Source organism: Cupriavidus agavae, from assembly GCF_004217045.1.
Classification (GTDB): domain Bacteria; phylum Pseudomonadota; class Gammaproteobacteria; order Burkholderiales; family Burkholderiaceae; genus Cupriavidus; species Cupriavidus agavae.
On record NZ_SGXM01000001.1, the window covers coordinates 2,333,312 to 2,348,037 of the forward strand.

General features: G+C 68.5%; 13 protein-coding genes. All 13 read left to right on the forward strand.

All coding sequences use genetic code 11. The annotated features are described in order from the left end of the window. Positions 1–92 precede the first annotated feature (92 nt). The 13 genes from EV147_RS10560 to EV147_RS10620 all read left to right on the forward strand — a co-directional run bounded on the left by EV147_RS10560 (position 93) and on the right by EV147_RS10620 (position 14,646). The gene (locus tag EV147_RS10560) at positions 93–1,778 is read left to right on the forward strand and encodes a ClcB-like voltage-gated chloride channel protein (RefSeq protein ID WP_130391022.1); all 1,686 of its coding nucleotides are present in this window, start codon (positions 93–95) and stop codon (positions 1,776–1,778) included. 175 nt (positions 1,779–1,953) lie between these two features. After that, complete coding sequence (locus EV147_RS10565; RefSeq protein ID WP_130391023.1) at positions 1,954–2,358, forward strand: hypothetical protein; 405 nt, start codon at positions 1,954–1,956, stop codon at positions 2,356–2,358. 69 nt (positions 2,359–2,427) lie between these two features. Continuing rightward, positions 2,428–3,780 (forward strand): tRNA (N6-isopentenyl adenosine(37)-C2)-methylthiotransferase MiaB, encoded by a 1,353-nt coding sequence (gene miaB / locus EV147_RS10570; RefSeq protein ID WP_130391024.1) that lies wholly within the window; start codon positions 2,428–2,430, stop codon positions 3,778–3,780. Between the two features lie 13 nt (positions 3,781–3,793). Continuing rightward, the gene (locus EV147_RS10575; protein WP_130391025.1) at positions 3,794–4,789 is read left to right on the forward strand and encodes a PhoH family protein; all 996 of its coding nucleotides are present in this window, start codon (positions 3,794–3,796) and stop codon (positions 4,787–4,789) included. Between the two features lie 2 nt (positions 4,790–4,791). After that, positions 4,792–5,553 carry an rRNA maturation RNase YbeY gene (gene ybeY / locus EV147_RS10580; protein WP_130391026.1) on the forward strand — a complete coding sequence of 254 codons (762 nt, stop codon included), beginning with the start codon at positions 4,792–4,794 and terminating at the stop codon, positions 5,551–5,553. Positions 5,554–5,664: 111 nt separating this feature from the next. Continuing rightward, entirely contained in the window at positions 5,665–6,552 is an 888-nt protein-coding gene (locus tag EV147_RS10585; RefSeq protein WP_130391027.1) for an HlyC/CorC family transporter, read from the forward strand. Beyond that, positions 6,549–8,198: an apolipoprotein N-acyltransferase gene (gene lnt / locus EV147_RS10590; RefSeq protein WP_130391028.1), complete on the forward strand. Its 1,650-nt coding sequence runs from the start codon at positions 6,549–6,551 to the stop codon at positions 8,196–8,198. The genes EV147_RS10585 and lnt overlap by 4 nt, the downstream gene beginning before the upstream one ends. A gap of 429 nt (positions 8,199–8,627) precedes the next feature. Beyond that, a complete protein-coding gene (gene glyQ, locus EV147_RS10595) occupies positions 8,628–9,581 on the forward strand; it encodes a glycine--tRNA ligase subunit alpha (protein WP_130391029.1) in 954 nt (317 codons plus the stop codon). Further along, positions 9,578–10,204: a hypothetical protein gene (locus EV147_RS10600; RefSeq protein ID WP_130391030.1), complete on the forward strand. Its 627-nt coding sequence runs from the start codon at positions 9,578–9,580 to the stop codon at positions 10,202–10,204. The genes glyQ and EV147_RS10600 overlap by 4 nt, the downstream gene beginning before the upstream one ends. Before the next feature lie 30 nt (positions 10,205–10,234). Then, positions 10,235–12,358 carry a glycine--tRNA ligase subunit beta gene (gene glyS, locus EV147_RS10605; RefSeq protein WP_130391031.1) on the forward strand — a complete coding sequence of 708 codons (2,124 nt, stop codon included), beginning with the start codon at positions 10,235–10,237 and terminating at the stop codon, positions 12,356–12,358. Between the two features lie 19 nt (positions 12,359–12,377). Next, entirely contained in the window at positions 12,378–12,989 is a 612-nt protein-coding gene (gmhB, locus tag EV147_RS10610) for a D-glycero-beta-D-manno-heptose 1,7-bisphosphate 7-phosphatase (RefSeq protein ID WP_130391032.1), read from the forward strand. 17 nt (positions 12,990–13,006) lie between these two features. Beyond that, positions 13,007–13,768 (forward strand): lysophospholipid acyltransferase family protein, encoded by a 762-nt coding sequence (locus EV147_RS10615; protein WP_130391033.1) that lies wholly within the window; start codon positions 13,007–13,009, stop codon positions 13,766–13,768. Then, positions 13,765–14,646, forward strand: a complete 882-nt coding sequence (locus EV147_RS10620; RefSeq protein ID WP_130391034.1) for a M48 family metallopeptidase — start codon at positions 13,765–13,767, stop codon at positions 14,644–14,646. The genes EV147_RS10615 and EV147_RS10620 overlap by 4 nt, the downstream gene beginning before the upstream one ends. Positions 14,647–14,726: the final 80 nt, after the last annotated feature.

Sequence of the window (14,726 nt, forward strand, 5' to 3'; positions counted from 1 at the left end):
TGCGCCGTTGACGGGCCGGCCGGGGGGCTGCGCTATGATGGCGGCCACCCGGCGCCGGGCGCGCCGACCTCCACCAGCCGTTGCCCCTCGCCATGCGGTTCCGCTTTCTCGAAGACCAGGAAGTCACACTGTTCGCGGCCATTCCCGTGGGAATCCTGGCCGGCGTGGTGACCACGCTGTTCAAGGACGCCCTGGAGGCCAGCGGGCTGGTCATGTTCGGCCAGGACGCCGATATCGTGATGATCTTCGCCGGCCTGGCGCTGGCCTGGCGGGTGCTGATCCCGACACTTGGAGGCGCCGTGGCCGGCGCGCTGCTGTGGCTGGCGCAGCGCGAGGCACGTACCGAGCCGCTGCCCAGCGAATACATGGAGGCCGTGGCGCGCGGCACCGGCCGGCTGCCGGTGAAGATCACGCTGCTGCGGGCGCTGTCGTCGTTCTGCTCGATCGTCTCGGGCAGTTCGGTCGGCAAGGAAGGCGCGATGATCCAGCTGGCCGCGCTGGCCGGCTCGGTCTTTCCGTCCACGCGCGCTGACCAGGCCAGCGGCAACAGCAACATGCGCCGCATGCTGACCGCCTGCGGCGCGGCGGCCGGGCTGGCCACGGCCTACCACACGCCCCTGTCCGCCGCCGTGTTCGTGGCCGAGGTGGTCTTCGGCGCGCTGGCCGTGCAGCGCCTGATGCCGCTGTTCCTGGCGTCGGTGGCCGGCACCATGGTCAGCCAGTGGCGTGGCGGCCTGGAACCGCTCTACACCGGCCTGCACATGGCGCCTGACATCCTCCAGCCACATCTGCTGCTGGCCGCCGCCGGGATCGGGCTCGCCGCCGGGGTCTCGGGCGCGGTCTTCATGCGCGCCAACACGCTGGCCCGCAACGCATTCCGCCACGTGCCGGGCGGCCCCGTGGCGCGGCTCGCGCTGGGCGGGCTGCTGGTGGGCCTGCTCGCCATGGCCGTGCCCGAAGTGGTTGGCAACGGCTACTACACGATCCGCACCATCCTGCACAACGAGCCGCTCTCGGTGGCGGTCTGGGCCGTGCTGCTGGCCAAGCTGCTGGCCACGGTGGTCAGCATGGGCTCGGGGGCGGTAGGCGGGGTGTTTACGCCGTCGATGTTCGTGGGCGCGGCGCTGGGCCAGATGCTGGCGATGGCAATTCCGGGCGGCACCGCCTCGCCGGTGCTGCCGCTGGTCGGCATGACGGCCTTCCTGGCGGCCACGAGCCAGGCGCCGCTGATGTCGATCCTGATGGTGTTCGAGATGACGCTGGCGCCCACCCTGCTGCTGCCGCTGATGATCGGCGCGGTGGCGGCGTACTACACGGCCTCGCGCTGCCAGACGCTCTCGCTGTACAGCGTGGTGGTGGAGCGCGCCGAGGCGTCGGCTGCCGTGGAGCGCGCCCGGCGGCTGCAGCTCGACGGCCTGTGCGACCCCACCGACACCGTGATCGACCCGGCCGCCTCGCTGGCACAGGCCGCCGACAAGTTCGCCGAGACCGGCACGCGCTACCTCTATCTGGTGGACGCCCAGGGCGCGCTGCGCGGGGCGATCTCGATCCACGCGGTGCAGCGTGCCCAGCGCGACGGCACCCACGCCACGCTGCTGGCGCTGGGCGAGCCCGATTTCCCGAGCCTGACGCCGGACTCCCGGCTGCGCGATGCGCTGGCGATCTTCGCCGCCCACGGCATCAACCGCATTCCGCTGGTGCGCGACAACACCAGCCGCGAACTGCTCGGCACGGTCTCCAAGCAGCGCGTGCTGCAGGAGGCATCGTGCCTGTTCTGACCGGCTCGATGTAATGTTTGCGCCACATCCTCAGCCTCGCGGCGGGTGACGCAAACGGGTAGAATCGCGGGTTATCCAGCCTGCGCGTACCCCCACAGCAAGCGTGATGGCGTCCGGCGCCGGCGGTATTCCTTATTCCTATAACGATTGCCGTATTTTTTTGTCGGGAGCTGTCATGCTGAAGCTGTCTGGGCTGTTGTCGGGCGCCGCGTGCGCCATGGCGCTGCTGGGCCCTGCCCATGCGCAGGAAATGTCGATCACCACCGCGCCAGCCGCCATGGCCGGCATCACGGCGAACCCCGGCACACCGGTGCGCGTGATCCCGGCAGATGCAGGCATGGCACGCATGGAAATGGCGCCGCCCTCGGCGGCCGAGCCGCTGCGGGCCAGGCTCGACGGCAAGGTGATTGGCGTGGCGCCGGGGCTGCGCATCTTCAGTACCGAGACGCTGCTGCTCAATCCGGTAGCCATCGCCGGCAAGAAGCTCAACGTGCGCTACAAGCTCGACCTCTACGGCCAGTTGCTGACGGCCTGGGTCATGACCGACGCGGAAGTGAAGGCCTGGAAAGCCGCCCACTGACCGTTTTTTGCATTTGCATCAACCTGTTGTGCCCCGATGCCCCCAGGTATAACACTGAGACCGGCACCCATGAAGAAGGTATTTGTCAAAACGTACGGCTGCCAGATGAACGAGTACGACTCGGACAAGATGGTGGACGTGCTGAACGCCACGCAGGGCATGGAGCCCACCGATAACGTCGAGGACGCCGACGTGATCCTGTTCAACACCTGCTCGATCCGCGAGAAGGCGCAGGAGAAGGTGTTCTCCGAACTGGGCCGCATGAAGGCGCTGAAAGCCGCCAAGCCCGGCCTGGTGATTGGCGTAGGCGGCTGCGTGGCCAGCCAGGAAGGCGCGGCGATCGTGTCGCGCGCGCCCTATGTCGACGTGGTGTTCGGCCCGCAGACGCTGCACCGGCTGCCCGACCTGATCCACCGCCGCCAGCAGACCGGCGTGTCGCAGGTGGACATTTCCTTCCCCGAGATCGAGAAGTTCGACCACCTGCCGCCGGCCCGCGTGGACGGCCCCAGCGCGTTCGTCTCGATCATGGAAGGCTGCTCGAAGTACTGCAGCTACTGCGTGGTGCCCTACACGCGCGGCGAGGAGGTGTCGCGCCCGTTCGAGGACGTGCTGGCCGAGGTGGCCGGGCTGGCCGACCAGGGCGTGCGCGAGGTGACGCTGCTGGGCCAGAACGTCAACGCCTATCGCGGGGCGATGGGCGGCACCACCGAGATCGCCGATTTCGCGCTGCTGATCGAGTATGTGGCCGAGATCCCCGGCATCGAGCGCATCCGCTACACCACGAGCCACCCGAAGGAGTTCACCTCGCGCCTCGTGGAGCTGTACGAGCGCTGCGACAAGCTCGTGAACCACCTGCACCTGCCCGTGCAGCACGCCTCGGACCGCGTGCTGGCGGCGATGAAGCGCGGCTACAGCGTGCTGGAGTACAAGAGCATCATCCGCCGGCTGCGCGCGATCCGGCCGCAGATGTCGATGTCGTCTGACTTCATCGTCGGCTTCCCCGGCGAGACCGATGCCGATTTCGAAAAGCTGATGGCGATGGTGGAGGAGATCGGCTACGACACCTCGTTCTCGTTCATCTTCAGCGCGCGCCCCGGCACGCCCGCAGCCAACCTGCACGACGACACGCCGCACGACGTGAAACTGCGCCGGCTGCAGCGGCTGCAGGCGACCATCGAGGAAAACGTGGTGCGCATCAGCCATGGCATGGTGGGCAGCGTCCAGCGCATCCTGGTGGAAGGCCCGGCCCGCAAGGACCCCACCGAGCTGCACGGCCGCACCGAGAACAACCGGGTGGTCAACTTCGCGCTGCCGGGCGTGCCCCAGGCGCAGCGCGACCGCATGATCGGCCAGACGGTCGACGTGAACATCACGCAGGCGTTCCCGCACTCGCTGCGCGGGGAAGTCGTCGTGCGCCAGTGAGTGCCCCGAGCCCATGAAAGTCTCGACCGCCGAATTCGTCGCCCCCAAGGACGACAACTCCCGCCTGCAGAACCTGTGCGGGCCGCTTGACGAGAACCTGCGCCAGATCGAGCAGGCGCTCGACGTGACGATCCAGCGCCGCGGCCACCGCATGACCGTGCGCGGCGAACGCGCGCAGGACGCCGCGCTGGCGCTGGAGCGTTTCTACAACAGTGCGAAGACCGAACTGTCGGTGGACGACGTGCAACTGGGGCTGGTGGAATCCCGCCAGATCTCGGCGCACGGTGCCTACCTGCCCGGCAACGGCGCAGACGAGCCAGCCAGCGCCGACGACGAATCGCCGGTGCTGCACACGCGCCGCACCGGGCTGCAGGGCCGCACGGCGATGCAGCGCGAGTACCTGCGCAACATCCTGTCGCACGACCTGTCGCTCGGCATCGGCCCGGCCGGTACCGGCAAGACCTACCTGGCCGTGGCGTGCGCCGTCGACGCGCTGGAGCGCGACGCGGTGAAGCGCATCGTGCTGACGCGCCCGGCCGTGGAAGCCGGCGAGCGGCTGGGTTTCCTGCCCGGCGACCTGGCGCAGAAGGTGGACCCGTACCTGCGCCCGCTCTACGACGCGCTCTACGACCTGCTCGGCTTCGACCGCACGCAGAAGATGTTCGAGCGCCAGATGATCGAGATTGCCCCACTGGCCTACATGCGCGGCCGCACGCTGAACCACGCGTTCATCATCCTGGACGAGGCGCAGAACACCACGCCCGAGCAGATGAAGATGTTCCTGACGCGGATCGGCTTCGGCTCGAAGGCCGTGATCACCGGCGACACCACGCAGATCGACCTCCCGCGCGGCCAGAAGAGCGGCCTGGTGGAGGCGCAGCACGTGCTGCGCGACGTGCGCGGGGTGTCGTTCACCCGCTTTACCAGCATCGACGTGGTGCGCCATCCGCTGGTGGCCCGCATCGTCGAGGCTTACGACGAATACCACGCCCAGCACAAGGACGCCTGAACTTGACCAAGAAGTCTCCTCCCCCCCAACGATCGGGCAAGCAAGCCGCCAGCCTGGTGCTGTTCGATGCCGAGGGCCGCGCCCGCAAGGCCACCGCCCACGCGCTGCGCGTGCAGCTGGCCGATGGCCGCAGCCTGACGCTCGACCTCTCGCAGGCCGAGGACGGCGTGGTGGCCCTGCTGGCCGAACACACCGACCCGCGCCAGCAGGCCGGGCTGCTGATGCGCCCGGACAACAGCGACGCGCTGTCGGTGGCGGTCACCGCCACCCCGCTGGTCACCACCACCGGCACGCCCGCCACGCCGCCCGAAGTCGATCTCGACGTGCAGCACGGCGACGGCACGGCCCGGCGCGCCGGGCTGCCGGGCCGCCGCCAGATCGAGAAGTGGGTGCAGTCGGCGCTGTACGAGGACGCCGCGCTGACCGTGCGCTTCGTCGACGAGGAAGAGGGCCGCACGCTGAACCGCACCTACCGCGGCAAGGACTACGCCACCAACGTGCTGACCTTCGCCTACGCCGAAACCGCCGACGACCCGGTAACCGGCGACATCGTGCTGTGCTGCCCCGTGGTGGAAGCCGAGGCCCGCGAGCAGAACAAGCCGCTGGAAGCCCACTACGCCCACCTGATCGTCCACGGCGTGCTGCATGCCCAGGGCTACGAGCACGAGGACGACGGCGAAGCCGAGGAAATGGAAGCGATCGAAACCGAGACGATGCAGGCGCTGGGGTACGGCGACCCGTATCAGCCGGTGCGCGAAATCTGAGGAAGGATTCGGGGAGATTGCGGCGAATAAGCCACCGTAATCCCCCCGTCACGGGCATGCAAGCCTTTTAGTGTATGCTTCAGACGATCTCCACCACGCGCTAGCCGCGACATGAACGACCCCTATCCCAGTTCGAAGTCTGCCAATTTCAAGCAGACGGATCGTCCCAGATCTCTTCTCGAACGCCTTTCGGATTTCATTTCCCCCGAGCCTGACACCCGCGCCGAACTGCTCGAAGTGTTGCAGGATGCGCACGAGCGCAACCTGATCGACGCCGATTCGCTTTCGATGATCGAGGGGGTGTTCCAGGTCTCCGAACTGACCGCGCGAGACATCATGGTGCCCCGGGCCCAGATGGACGCGGTCAACATCGCAGAAACGCCAGAACAGTTCATCCCGTACATGCAGGAGACGGCGCATTCGCGCTTCCCGGTGTACGAAGGCAACCGCGACAACATCATCGGCATCCTGCTGGCCAAGGATCTGCTGCGCTACTACACCGATGCCACGTTCGACCTGCGCGAAGCGCTGCGTCCGGCCGTGTTCATTCCGGAGTCGAAGCGGCTGAACATCCTGCTGCGCGAGTTCCGGATCAACCGCAACCACATTGCAATCGTGGTCGACGAATACGGCGGCGTGGCCGGGCTGGTCACCATCGAGGACGTGCTGGAACAGATCGTGGGCGATATCGAGGACGAATTCGACCTCGACGAGGACCAGGACAAGATCCTGCCCACCGCCGAGGGCGCCTGGCGCGTGCATGGCCTGACCGAGATCGAGCAGTTCAACGAGGCGTTTGGCACGGCTTTCCCGGACGACGATGTCGATACCGTGGGCGGCCTGCTCACCAATCATGTCGGTCACGTGCCGCACCGTGGCGAAATCATCACGTTGCCGCCGTTCCAGTTCGAAGTGCTGCGGGCCGACGCCCGTCAGGTGCACCTGCTCCAGGTGAAGCGCGAAGCACCTGTTGAAATCGACGGCGTGGCCGAAGCATGAAGCGTGTCGGCGCGCCCGACGCCGTGGGTACTGGCCGCGCCGATCCGGCGAGCGGCAATGCCTCGCCAAACCCGATTCCCTCCGCACCGTCTGCAACGCTGCGCGACGCCACGCGCGGCGCCCACCTGTTCCGGCTGCTGATCGCGGCCGTGCTGGGCGTGGCGCATACGCAGGCGTTCGCCCCGCATGACTGGTGGTGGCTGCAGTTGCTGGCGCTCTCGGGCCTGTTCGCGCTGCTCGCCGGCGCCCCGCGCCCCCGGGCGGCGGCCGCCACGGCCTATGCGTTCGGCCTGGGCTGGTTCCTCTCGGGCATCTGGTGGCTCTATATCAGCATGCACGTCTACGGCGAGATGCCGGCGTGGATGGCGGCGCTGGCCGTGGTGCTGTTCGCGGGTTACCTGTCGATCTGGCCGGCGCTGGCCGCCGGCACGTGGCACTGGCTGACCGCGCGCCACCGCAACGGCGTGCTGACGGCGCTGGCCTTCGGCGCGGCCTGGGCGCTCTCGGAATGGTTGCGCGGTGTGGTGTTCACGGGCTTCCCGTGGCTCGGCAGCGGCTATCCGCACACGGACGGCCCGCTGGCGGGCTTCGCCCCGCTGGTGGGTGTCTACGGGATCACATTTATCGCGGCGAGCCTGTCGGCGCTGCTGGCAACGGGGGTGCGGGCATGGCTGCGCCGTACCGAGCCGCACGCCGCGCGCACCGCTGGCTGGTCTGCCGGACTGGTCGCGGTGGCGCTGGGCGGCGGCACCGGCCTGGCCGGCATTGCCTACACCAGCCCGATCGGCACGCCGATTGCGGTGCGGCTGCTGCAAGGCAACGTGGCACAGGACATCAAGTTCGAGCCGGCCGGCATCCAGCGCTCGCTCGAACTCTACCGGGACCTGATCACGGCGGCGCCGGCCGATCTGGTGGTCACGCCGGAAACCGCGTTCCCGATCATCCTGCAGGACCTGCCGGTCGATATCGCCCGGGACGTGCGCACCTATATGGAGAAGACCGGCACGACCGTGGTCTTCGGCGCCGCCGGGGCCGATTCGCCGGTGGATTTCACGAACAGCGTGTTCGCCATCGGGCCGGAGCAGGAACAGCTCTACCGCTACAACAAGCACCATCTGGTGCCGTTCGGCGAGTTCATCCCGTTCGGGTTCCGCTGGTTCGTGGACATGATGAAGATGCCGCTCGGCGATTTCCGGCGTGGCACGCTCGACCAGCCGGCCGTGCCGGTGCGCGGCATCCACGTGGCGCCCAATATCTGCTACGAGGATCTGTTCGGCGAGGAAATCGCCGAAACGCTACGCAAGCAGCCGACCCCGGCCAACATGCTGGCCAACGTGACCAACCTGGCGTGGTTCGGCGACACCATCGCGCTCGATCAGCATCTGCAGATCTCGCGGATGCGGGCGCTGGAGATGCGCCGGCCGATGCTGCGGGCCACGAACACGGGCATGACGGCCGTGGTCAGGCCGGACGGGACCGTCCAGGCAACCTTGCCGACCTTCGAAGTGGGCACGCTCGCGGCCACCGTGCAGGGCATGCAGGGGCTGACCCCGTACATCCGCTGGGGCAATCTGCCGGCGCTGGCCGGCTGCGTGCTGGTACTGGTGCTGGCGTTCCGGGCGCGCCGCGCGCGGCGCCCCGCCTGACCCGGCGGCCCGGGCATGGCCCGGGCGGCGGCGCCTAGGTGGCCAGCGACGTCACCATCGAGACCGCGGCGGCAGCCGCCATCACGGCGATGGCGACGAGATAAGGTTTGCGAGAGAGCAGCGACATGACCAATCCCCTTCAATAACGTTCGACCTGCAGCCGTTTGGTTTTGTTTGCGTCGGCTGCGTGTTTCAACTGTATACAAAAACGGTATCGGCATCGATAGGCCGGTTCTGAAACGCGGATCGGGATTTTCCCCACCCGTTGCGCGCCGCCGACAGCCTGCCCACGCACGATCCGTGCCCTGCCTCACGCTTTATGGCCGCGCCCGGCGGGACGCCGCCAAAAACCCGATAGAATTCGGGGTTTGGCAAACTGGCCCGGGCCGTCCCGGGCACTTGCCCGCCAGCTTCCTTTTTCGTCTTCCTATGCTGACCTTCCAACAAATGATTCTGACCCTGCAGGCCTACTGGGACCGGCAGGGCTGCGCATTGCTGCAACCGATCGATCTGGAGGTCGGCGCCGGTACGTCGCATGTGCACACGTTCCTGCGCGCCATCGGCCCCGAGCCCTGGCGCGCCGCCTACGTGCAGCCGTCGCGCCGGCCCAAGGATGGCCGCTACGGCGAGAACCCCAACCGCCTGCAGCACTACTACCAGTACCAGGTGGTGCTCAAGCCAGCGCCCGAGAACATCCTGGAGTTGTACCTCGGCTCGCTGGAGGCGCTGGGTCTGGACCTGAAGCAGAACGACATCCGCTTTGTCGAGGACGACTGGGAGAACCCCACGCTCGGCGCCTGGGGCCTGGGCTGGGAAGTCTGGCTCAACGGCATGGAAGTCACCCAGTTCACGTACTTCCAGCAGGTGGGCGGCATCGACTGCAAGCCGATCACGGGCGAGATCACCTACGGGATCGAACGCCTGGCGATGTACCTGCAGAAGGTGGAGAACGTCTACGACCTGGTCTGGACCGAGTGGGAAGAAAACGGCGAGACGCGCCGCCTGACCTATGGCGACGTCTACCACCAGAACGAGGTGGAACAGTCCACCTACAACTTCGAGCACAGCAACACCGAAATCCTGTTCCGCCACTTCGCCGAACACGAAGGCGAGGCCAAACGCCTGATGGGCGATACCGGCGAGAAGAACGAGGACGGCACGCCGAAGACCACCGATACCCGCCTGGCCCTGCCCGCCTACGAACAGGTGCTTAAAGCGGCACATACGTTCAACCTGCTCGACGCCCGGGGCGCCATCTCGGTGACCGAGCGCGCGGCGTACATCGGCCGCATCCGCAACCTGTCGCGCTCGGTGGCGCAGGCGTACTACGATTCGCGCGAAGCCCTGGGCTTCCCGATGTGCGGCAACGGGGCGCGCGCATGAAGGCCCGCGTGCGCGGCGTGATCGCCCTCGCCGCGTTTGCCGTGCCGGTCATGCTGCCCGCCGCGCTGGGCGGCAGCGCGCTGGCCTCGGCCCGCACCGCGCCGGCACCGTCGCCGCAGGCGCTGTACCTGCCGGCGGACCTCGCCAATGTCTGCGAGGCCGACACGCAATCGCTGCAGCAGGCCATCGCGCGGCACTGGCGCCCGGCGCTGTCGTCGATCGACCAGTGGACCCAGCTCGTGCGCTCGTTCTCGTGCGACCTGTCTGGCTCGCGCGACCTGGGCTGGCACCGCGTGCCGCTGCGCGCCTATGAGAGCGCGATCCGCTATCCGCTGCAGTGGGTGTCGTGGGAGGAGCGCAACGGCCGCTCGCGCCGCACCGTGCGCACGTACTACTCGGCGGCCCAGTTGCCGCAGAAAATCGATTTCTGGGTGGGCGGGCGCATCGACGAGATCCGCTATGACCGCCGCGCGCAGCGCATCGACGCCCGCTTCCCGGCCGCCGGCACCCGCGGCGCCTCCGGCGTGGCCGCGCAGTGCGCGTACACCACGCTGCAATTCCGCCAGCAGAACGGCCTGTGGCTGCTGTCTGGCGTGGAACCGAACAACGCGCCGCGCTGCTGACGCAGGCGCCAACTAGTTGGAAACGCATTCATGTCGCAACCCATGACCGATTCGCTGCTGATCGAACTGTTCACCGAGGAACTGCCGCCCAAGGCCCTCGCCCGCCTGGGCGAGTCCTTCGCGCAGGGCCTGGCCGACGGCCTGCGCGCCCGCGACCTGCTCGACGCAGGCGCCGCCGTGACCCCGTTCGCCACGCCGCGCCGCCTGGCTGCGCTGGTGACCGGCGTGCGCCGCACCGCCCCGGACCGCGAACAGCGCGAGAAGGTGCTGCCGCTGACCGTGGCGCTCGACGCGAACGGCGCCCCGACCGCTCCGCTGGCCAAGAAGCTGGCCGCGCTGGCCAAATCCACGGGCGTGGCCGAGATCGACTGGCAGACGCTGGAGCGCGCCTCCGACGGCAAGGCCGAGGCCTTCTTCCATCGCTACACCGCCCGCGGCGCGACGCTGGCCGACGGCCTGCAGGCCGCGCTGGACGACGCGCTGGGCAAGCTGCCGATCCCCAAGCTGATGAGCTACCAGCGCCCGGACGGCACCACGGTGCACTTCGTGCGCCCGGCGCACAGCCTGATCGCGCTGCACGGCGCGGAGATCGTGCCGGTGTCGGTGCTCGGCCTGCCCGCCAGCAACATCACGCAGGGCCACCGCTTCCTGTCGCAGGGCACGATCGAGATTCCGCACGCCGCCGAGTATGCCGGCCTGCTGGAATCGCGCGGCCGCGTGGTGGCGAGCTACGCCGACCGCCGCGAGCGCATCCGCACGGCGCTGCTCAGGGAAGCCGGCGCCGACCAGGTGGTGATGCCCGACGCGCTGCTCGACGAGGTGAACTCGCTGGTCGAATGGCCGGTGGTCTACCCGTGCCACTTCGAGGAAGCCTTCCTGGCGGTGCCACAAGAGTGCCTGATCCTGACCATGCAGACCAACCAGAAGTATTTCGCGCTGACCGACGCCGCCGGCCAGCTGCGCAACCGCTTCCTGATCGTCTCGAACCTGGCCACGGACACGCCGCAATCGATCATCACCGGCAACGAGCGCGTGGTGCGCCCGCGCCTGGCCGATGCCAAGTTCTTCTTCGACCAGGACCGCAAGAAGACGCTGGCGTCGCGCGTGCCGCTGCTGGGCAACGTGGTCTACCACAACAAGATCGGCAGCCAGCTGGACCGCGTGCAGCGCCTGCAGCAGATTGCCGGCCACGTGGCCGACGCGATGAACGCCGCCGGCGCCCCGGTCGACAAGGCCGCCGCGATGCGCGGCGCCGAACTGGCCAAGGCCGACCTGCTGACCGACATGGTGGGCGAGTTCCCCGAACTGCAGGGCACCATGGGCACGTACTACGCGCGCCATGACGACGAAGCCGCCGACGTGGCGCTGGCCTGCTCCGAGCACTACCGCCCCCGCTTTGCCGGCGACGCGCTGCCCGAGGGCAACGTGAGCACGGCCGTGGCGCTGGCCGACAAGCTGGAGACGCTGGTGGGTATCTGGGGCATCGGCCTGCAGCCGACCGGCGAGAAAGACCCGTTCGCGCTGCGCCGCCACGCGCTGGGCATCCTGCGCATGCTGATCGAGAAGCCGCTGGCGGTGCCGGTGGACACGCTGCTGGCGCTGACGGAACAGGCATTCGCCGGCATCGCGGCCGTGAAGCCGGCCCGCGAGGCCATCGCCGACTTCCTGTACGACCGCGTGCGCGGCTACCTGAAGGACAAGGGCTACACCACGAACGAGGTCGAAGCCGTGGTCAGCCTGCGTCCGCAGACGCTGCACGACGTGCTGGCCCGCATGGAAGCCGTGCGCACGTTTGCCGCGCTGCCCGAGGCCGAGGCGCTGGCCGCCGCCAACAAGCGCATCACGAATATCCTGAAGAAGACCGACGAGGCCATTGGCAGCGTCGATACCAGCCTGTTCCGGGAAGCCGCCGAGGGCGCGCTGCACCAGGCCATCGAGCGCGTGCGCCCCGGTGTGGAAGCGGCCTTCGCGGGCGGCGACTTCACCGCCGCGCTGCGCGACCTGGCCCAGCTGCGCGAGGCCGTGGACCGCTTCTTCAACGACGTCATGGTGATGGCGGAGGACGCGAAGCTGCGCGCCAACCGCCTGGCGCTGCTGGCCACGCTGCACGGCCTGGCCAATCGCGTGGCAGACATCTCGAAGCTCGCGGCCTGACGCGGGCGAGGAAGCCGACATGCCCCAGTCCCATCCGAAGTTCGTGATCCTCGACCGCGACGGCGTGGTCAACCTCGACAGCGACCAGTTCATCAAGACACCCGATGAATGGGTGCCGATCGAGGGCAGCCTCGAAGCGATTGCCGCGCTGAACCAGGCCGGCTACCGCGTGGTGATCGCCAGCAACCAGTCGGGCATCGGGCGCGGCCTGTTCGAAATGAGCGCGCTCAACGCGATGCACGAGAAGATGTACAAGGCGCTGGCCAACCTGGGCGGGCGCGTCGACGGCATCTTCTTCTGCCCCCACACGGCCGCCGACAACTGCGACTGCCGCAAGCCCAAGCCGGGCCTGTACGAGCAGATCGGCGAGCGCTTCGGCATAGAGCTGCGCAACGTGCCGACCGTGGGCGATTCGCTGCGCGACCTCGAGGCCGGCGTGGCCGTGGGCTGCGTGCCGCACCTGGTGCGCACCGGCAAGGGCCTGCGCACGCTGGACAAGGGCGGCCTGCCTGCCGCCACCCGCGTGCACGACGACCTGGCCGCGTTCGCGCGCTGGCTGGTGGCCGAAGGCGCCCAGTCCGCGCACGGCTCCCACAAGGCTGCCGCCCCGGCGCCGCAGCCTGCTCCCTGAATTTCCGGTTCCCATCGATGCTCTTCATCCGTTCCCTGCTGTTCGCGCTGTACCTGCTGATCATCACGCCGCCGTATGCGTGCGCCTGCTTCATCGTCTTCCCGTTCGTGAATGCCGAGAAGCGTTTCCGCTTCGTGCGCGGCTGGCCGGTGCTGGTCATCGGCGCCGCCCGCGTGATCTGCGGCATCGACTACCGCATCGAGGGCCGGGACAAGATGATGGCGATGCTCGACAAGCCCGTGGTGCTGCTCTCGAAGCACCAGTCCGCCTGGGAGACCATCGCCTACATGGCGCTGATGCCCAAGCCGCTGTGCTTCGTGTTCAAGCGCGAGCTGCTGTTCGTGCCGTTCTTCGGCTGGGCGCTGGGCATGCTCAAGATGGTGCACATCAACCGCAAGGACGGGACGCGCGCCTTTGCCTCGGCCGCGCGCCAGGGCCGCGAGCGCCTGAACGAGGGCGCGTGGATCATCATGTTCCCGGAAGGCACGCGCACGCCGTCGGGCAAGGAAAACCCGCGCTACAAGAGCGGCGGCGCCCGGCTGGCCGTCGAGACCGGCGCGTGGGTGTTCCCGATGGCGGTCAACTCGGGCCGCTGCTGGCCGCGCAACACGTTCATGAAGTACCCGGGCACCATCACGATCTCGGTGGGCGACGCGATCCCCTCGGCCAACAAGACGGCCGACGTGCTGAACCAGGAAGTCGAGGCGTGGATCGAGGCGGAAATGCGCCGCATCGACGCCGACAGCTATCGCCGCAGCGCCGGCCGGGCCGCCGCATGAAGCTGCTGCGGCCGACTCCCGACAACCCCCAGCTCGAACTGCCGCTGGCCGATTCGCTCGTGCCCGGCGTGGTGCACGAGCCGCCGCAGCCCGACATGCCGGGGCAGCCCGCCGCCGAGCGGCAGCCGGACCCCGCCGCGTGGCCGCCGGCCCAGCCCAACGCGCGGATGCTGCGCGTGGGCGAGCGCACGCTGCACTACGCGCTCAAGCGCTCGTCGCGGCGGACCATCGGCTTCACCGTGGACGATCGCGGCCTGTCGATCACGGCGCCGCGCTGGGTCACGCTGGGCGATGTCGAATCGGCCATTCTGGAGAAACAACGATGGATCTTCGCCAAGCTCGGCGAATGGCGCCATCGTGAGACGCGCCGCGTGCTGCCGACCGTGCAGTGGCGCGACGGGGCATCGCTGCCGTTCCTGGGCCAGCCGATCACGCTGCGCCTGGAATCGCCGGCCGCCGTGCTGATGTTCGACGCCGACACCCGCGTGCTGCATCTGGCGCTGCCCGCGCATGCCGACGACCAGCAGATCAAGGACCGCGTGCAAGGCTGGCTGCAGGCCCAGGCGCGCCGCCTGCTGGCCGAACGGCTGGACCTCTACGCGGACAAGCTCGGCGTGCGCCATACCGGCTTTGCACTGACTTCTGCCGCCACGCGCTGGGGCAGCTGCACCGCCGACGGCAAGATCCGGCTGAACTGGCGCCTGATGCATTTCCCGCTGTCGATGATCGACTACGTGGCCGCGCACGAACTGGCCCACCTCAAGGAAATGAACCACGGCCCGCGCTTCTGGGAGACCGTGGAATCGATCTTCCCCGAGTTCCGCGACGCCCGCGCCGAACTGCGCGCCCATCCGCCCGAACTCCTGCCGACGTTCTGAGCCCCGCCCCGGGGCTTTCCGGCGCGATCCGGCCGACGGGTCTAAAATGGCGGCCTTCGCCCTGACTTCAACCTCACACA

What these genes read in the sequence shown, in the direction of transcription:
- EV147_RS10560 (WP_130391022.1), top strand. Translation starts at nt 93, where the DNA reads ATGCGGTTCCGCTTTCTCGAAGACCAGGAAGTCACACTGTTCGCGGCC.
- EV147_RS10565 (WP_130391023.1), top strand. Translation starts at nt 1,954, where the DNA reads ATGCTGAAGCTGTCTGGGCTGTTGTCGGGCGCCGCGTGCGCCATGGCG.
- miaB (WP_130391024.1), top strand. Translation starts at nt 2,428, where the DNA reads ATGAAGAAGGTATTTGTCAAAACGTACGGCTGCCAGATGAACGAGTAC.
- EV147_RS10575 (WP_130391025.1), top strand. Translation starts at nt 3,794, where the DNA reads ATGAAAGTCTCGACCGCCGAATTCGTCGCCCCCAAGGACGACAACTCC.
- EV147_RS10585 (WP_130391027.1), top strand. Translation starts at nt 5,665, where the DNA reads ATGAACGACCCCTATCCCAGTTCGAAGTCTGCCAATTTCAAGCAGACG.
- lnt (WP_130391028.1), top strand. Translation starts at nt 6,549, where the DNA reads ATGAAGCGTGTCGGCGCGCCCGACGCCGTGGGTACTGGCCGCGCCGAT.
- glyQ (WP_130391029.1), top strand. Translation starts at nt 8,628, where the DNA reads ATGCTGACCTTCCAACAAATGATTCTGACCCTGCAGGCCTACTGGGAC.
- EV147_RS10600 (WP_130391030.1), top strand. Translation starts at nt 9,578, where the DNA reads ATGAAGGCCCGCGTGCGCGGCGTGATCGCCCTCGCCGCGTTTGCCGTG.
- glyS (WP_130391031.1), top strand. Translation starts at nt 10,235, where the DNA reads ATGTCGCAACCCATGACCGATTCGCTGCTGATCGAACTGTTCACCGAG.
- gmhB (WP_130391032.1), top strand. Translation starts at nt 12,378, where the DNA reads ATGCCCCAGTCCCATCCGAAGTTCGTGATCCTCGACCGCGACGGCGTG.
- EV147_RS10615 (WP_130391033.1), top strand. Translation starts at nt 13,007, where the DNA reads ATGCTCTTCATCCGTTCCCTGCTGTTCGCGCTGTACCTGCTGATCATC.
- EV147_RS10620 (WP_130391034.1), top strand. Translation starts at nt 13,765, where the DNA reads ATGAAGCTGCTGCGGCCGACTCCCGACAACCCCCAGCTCGAACTGCCG.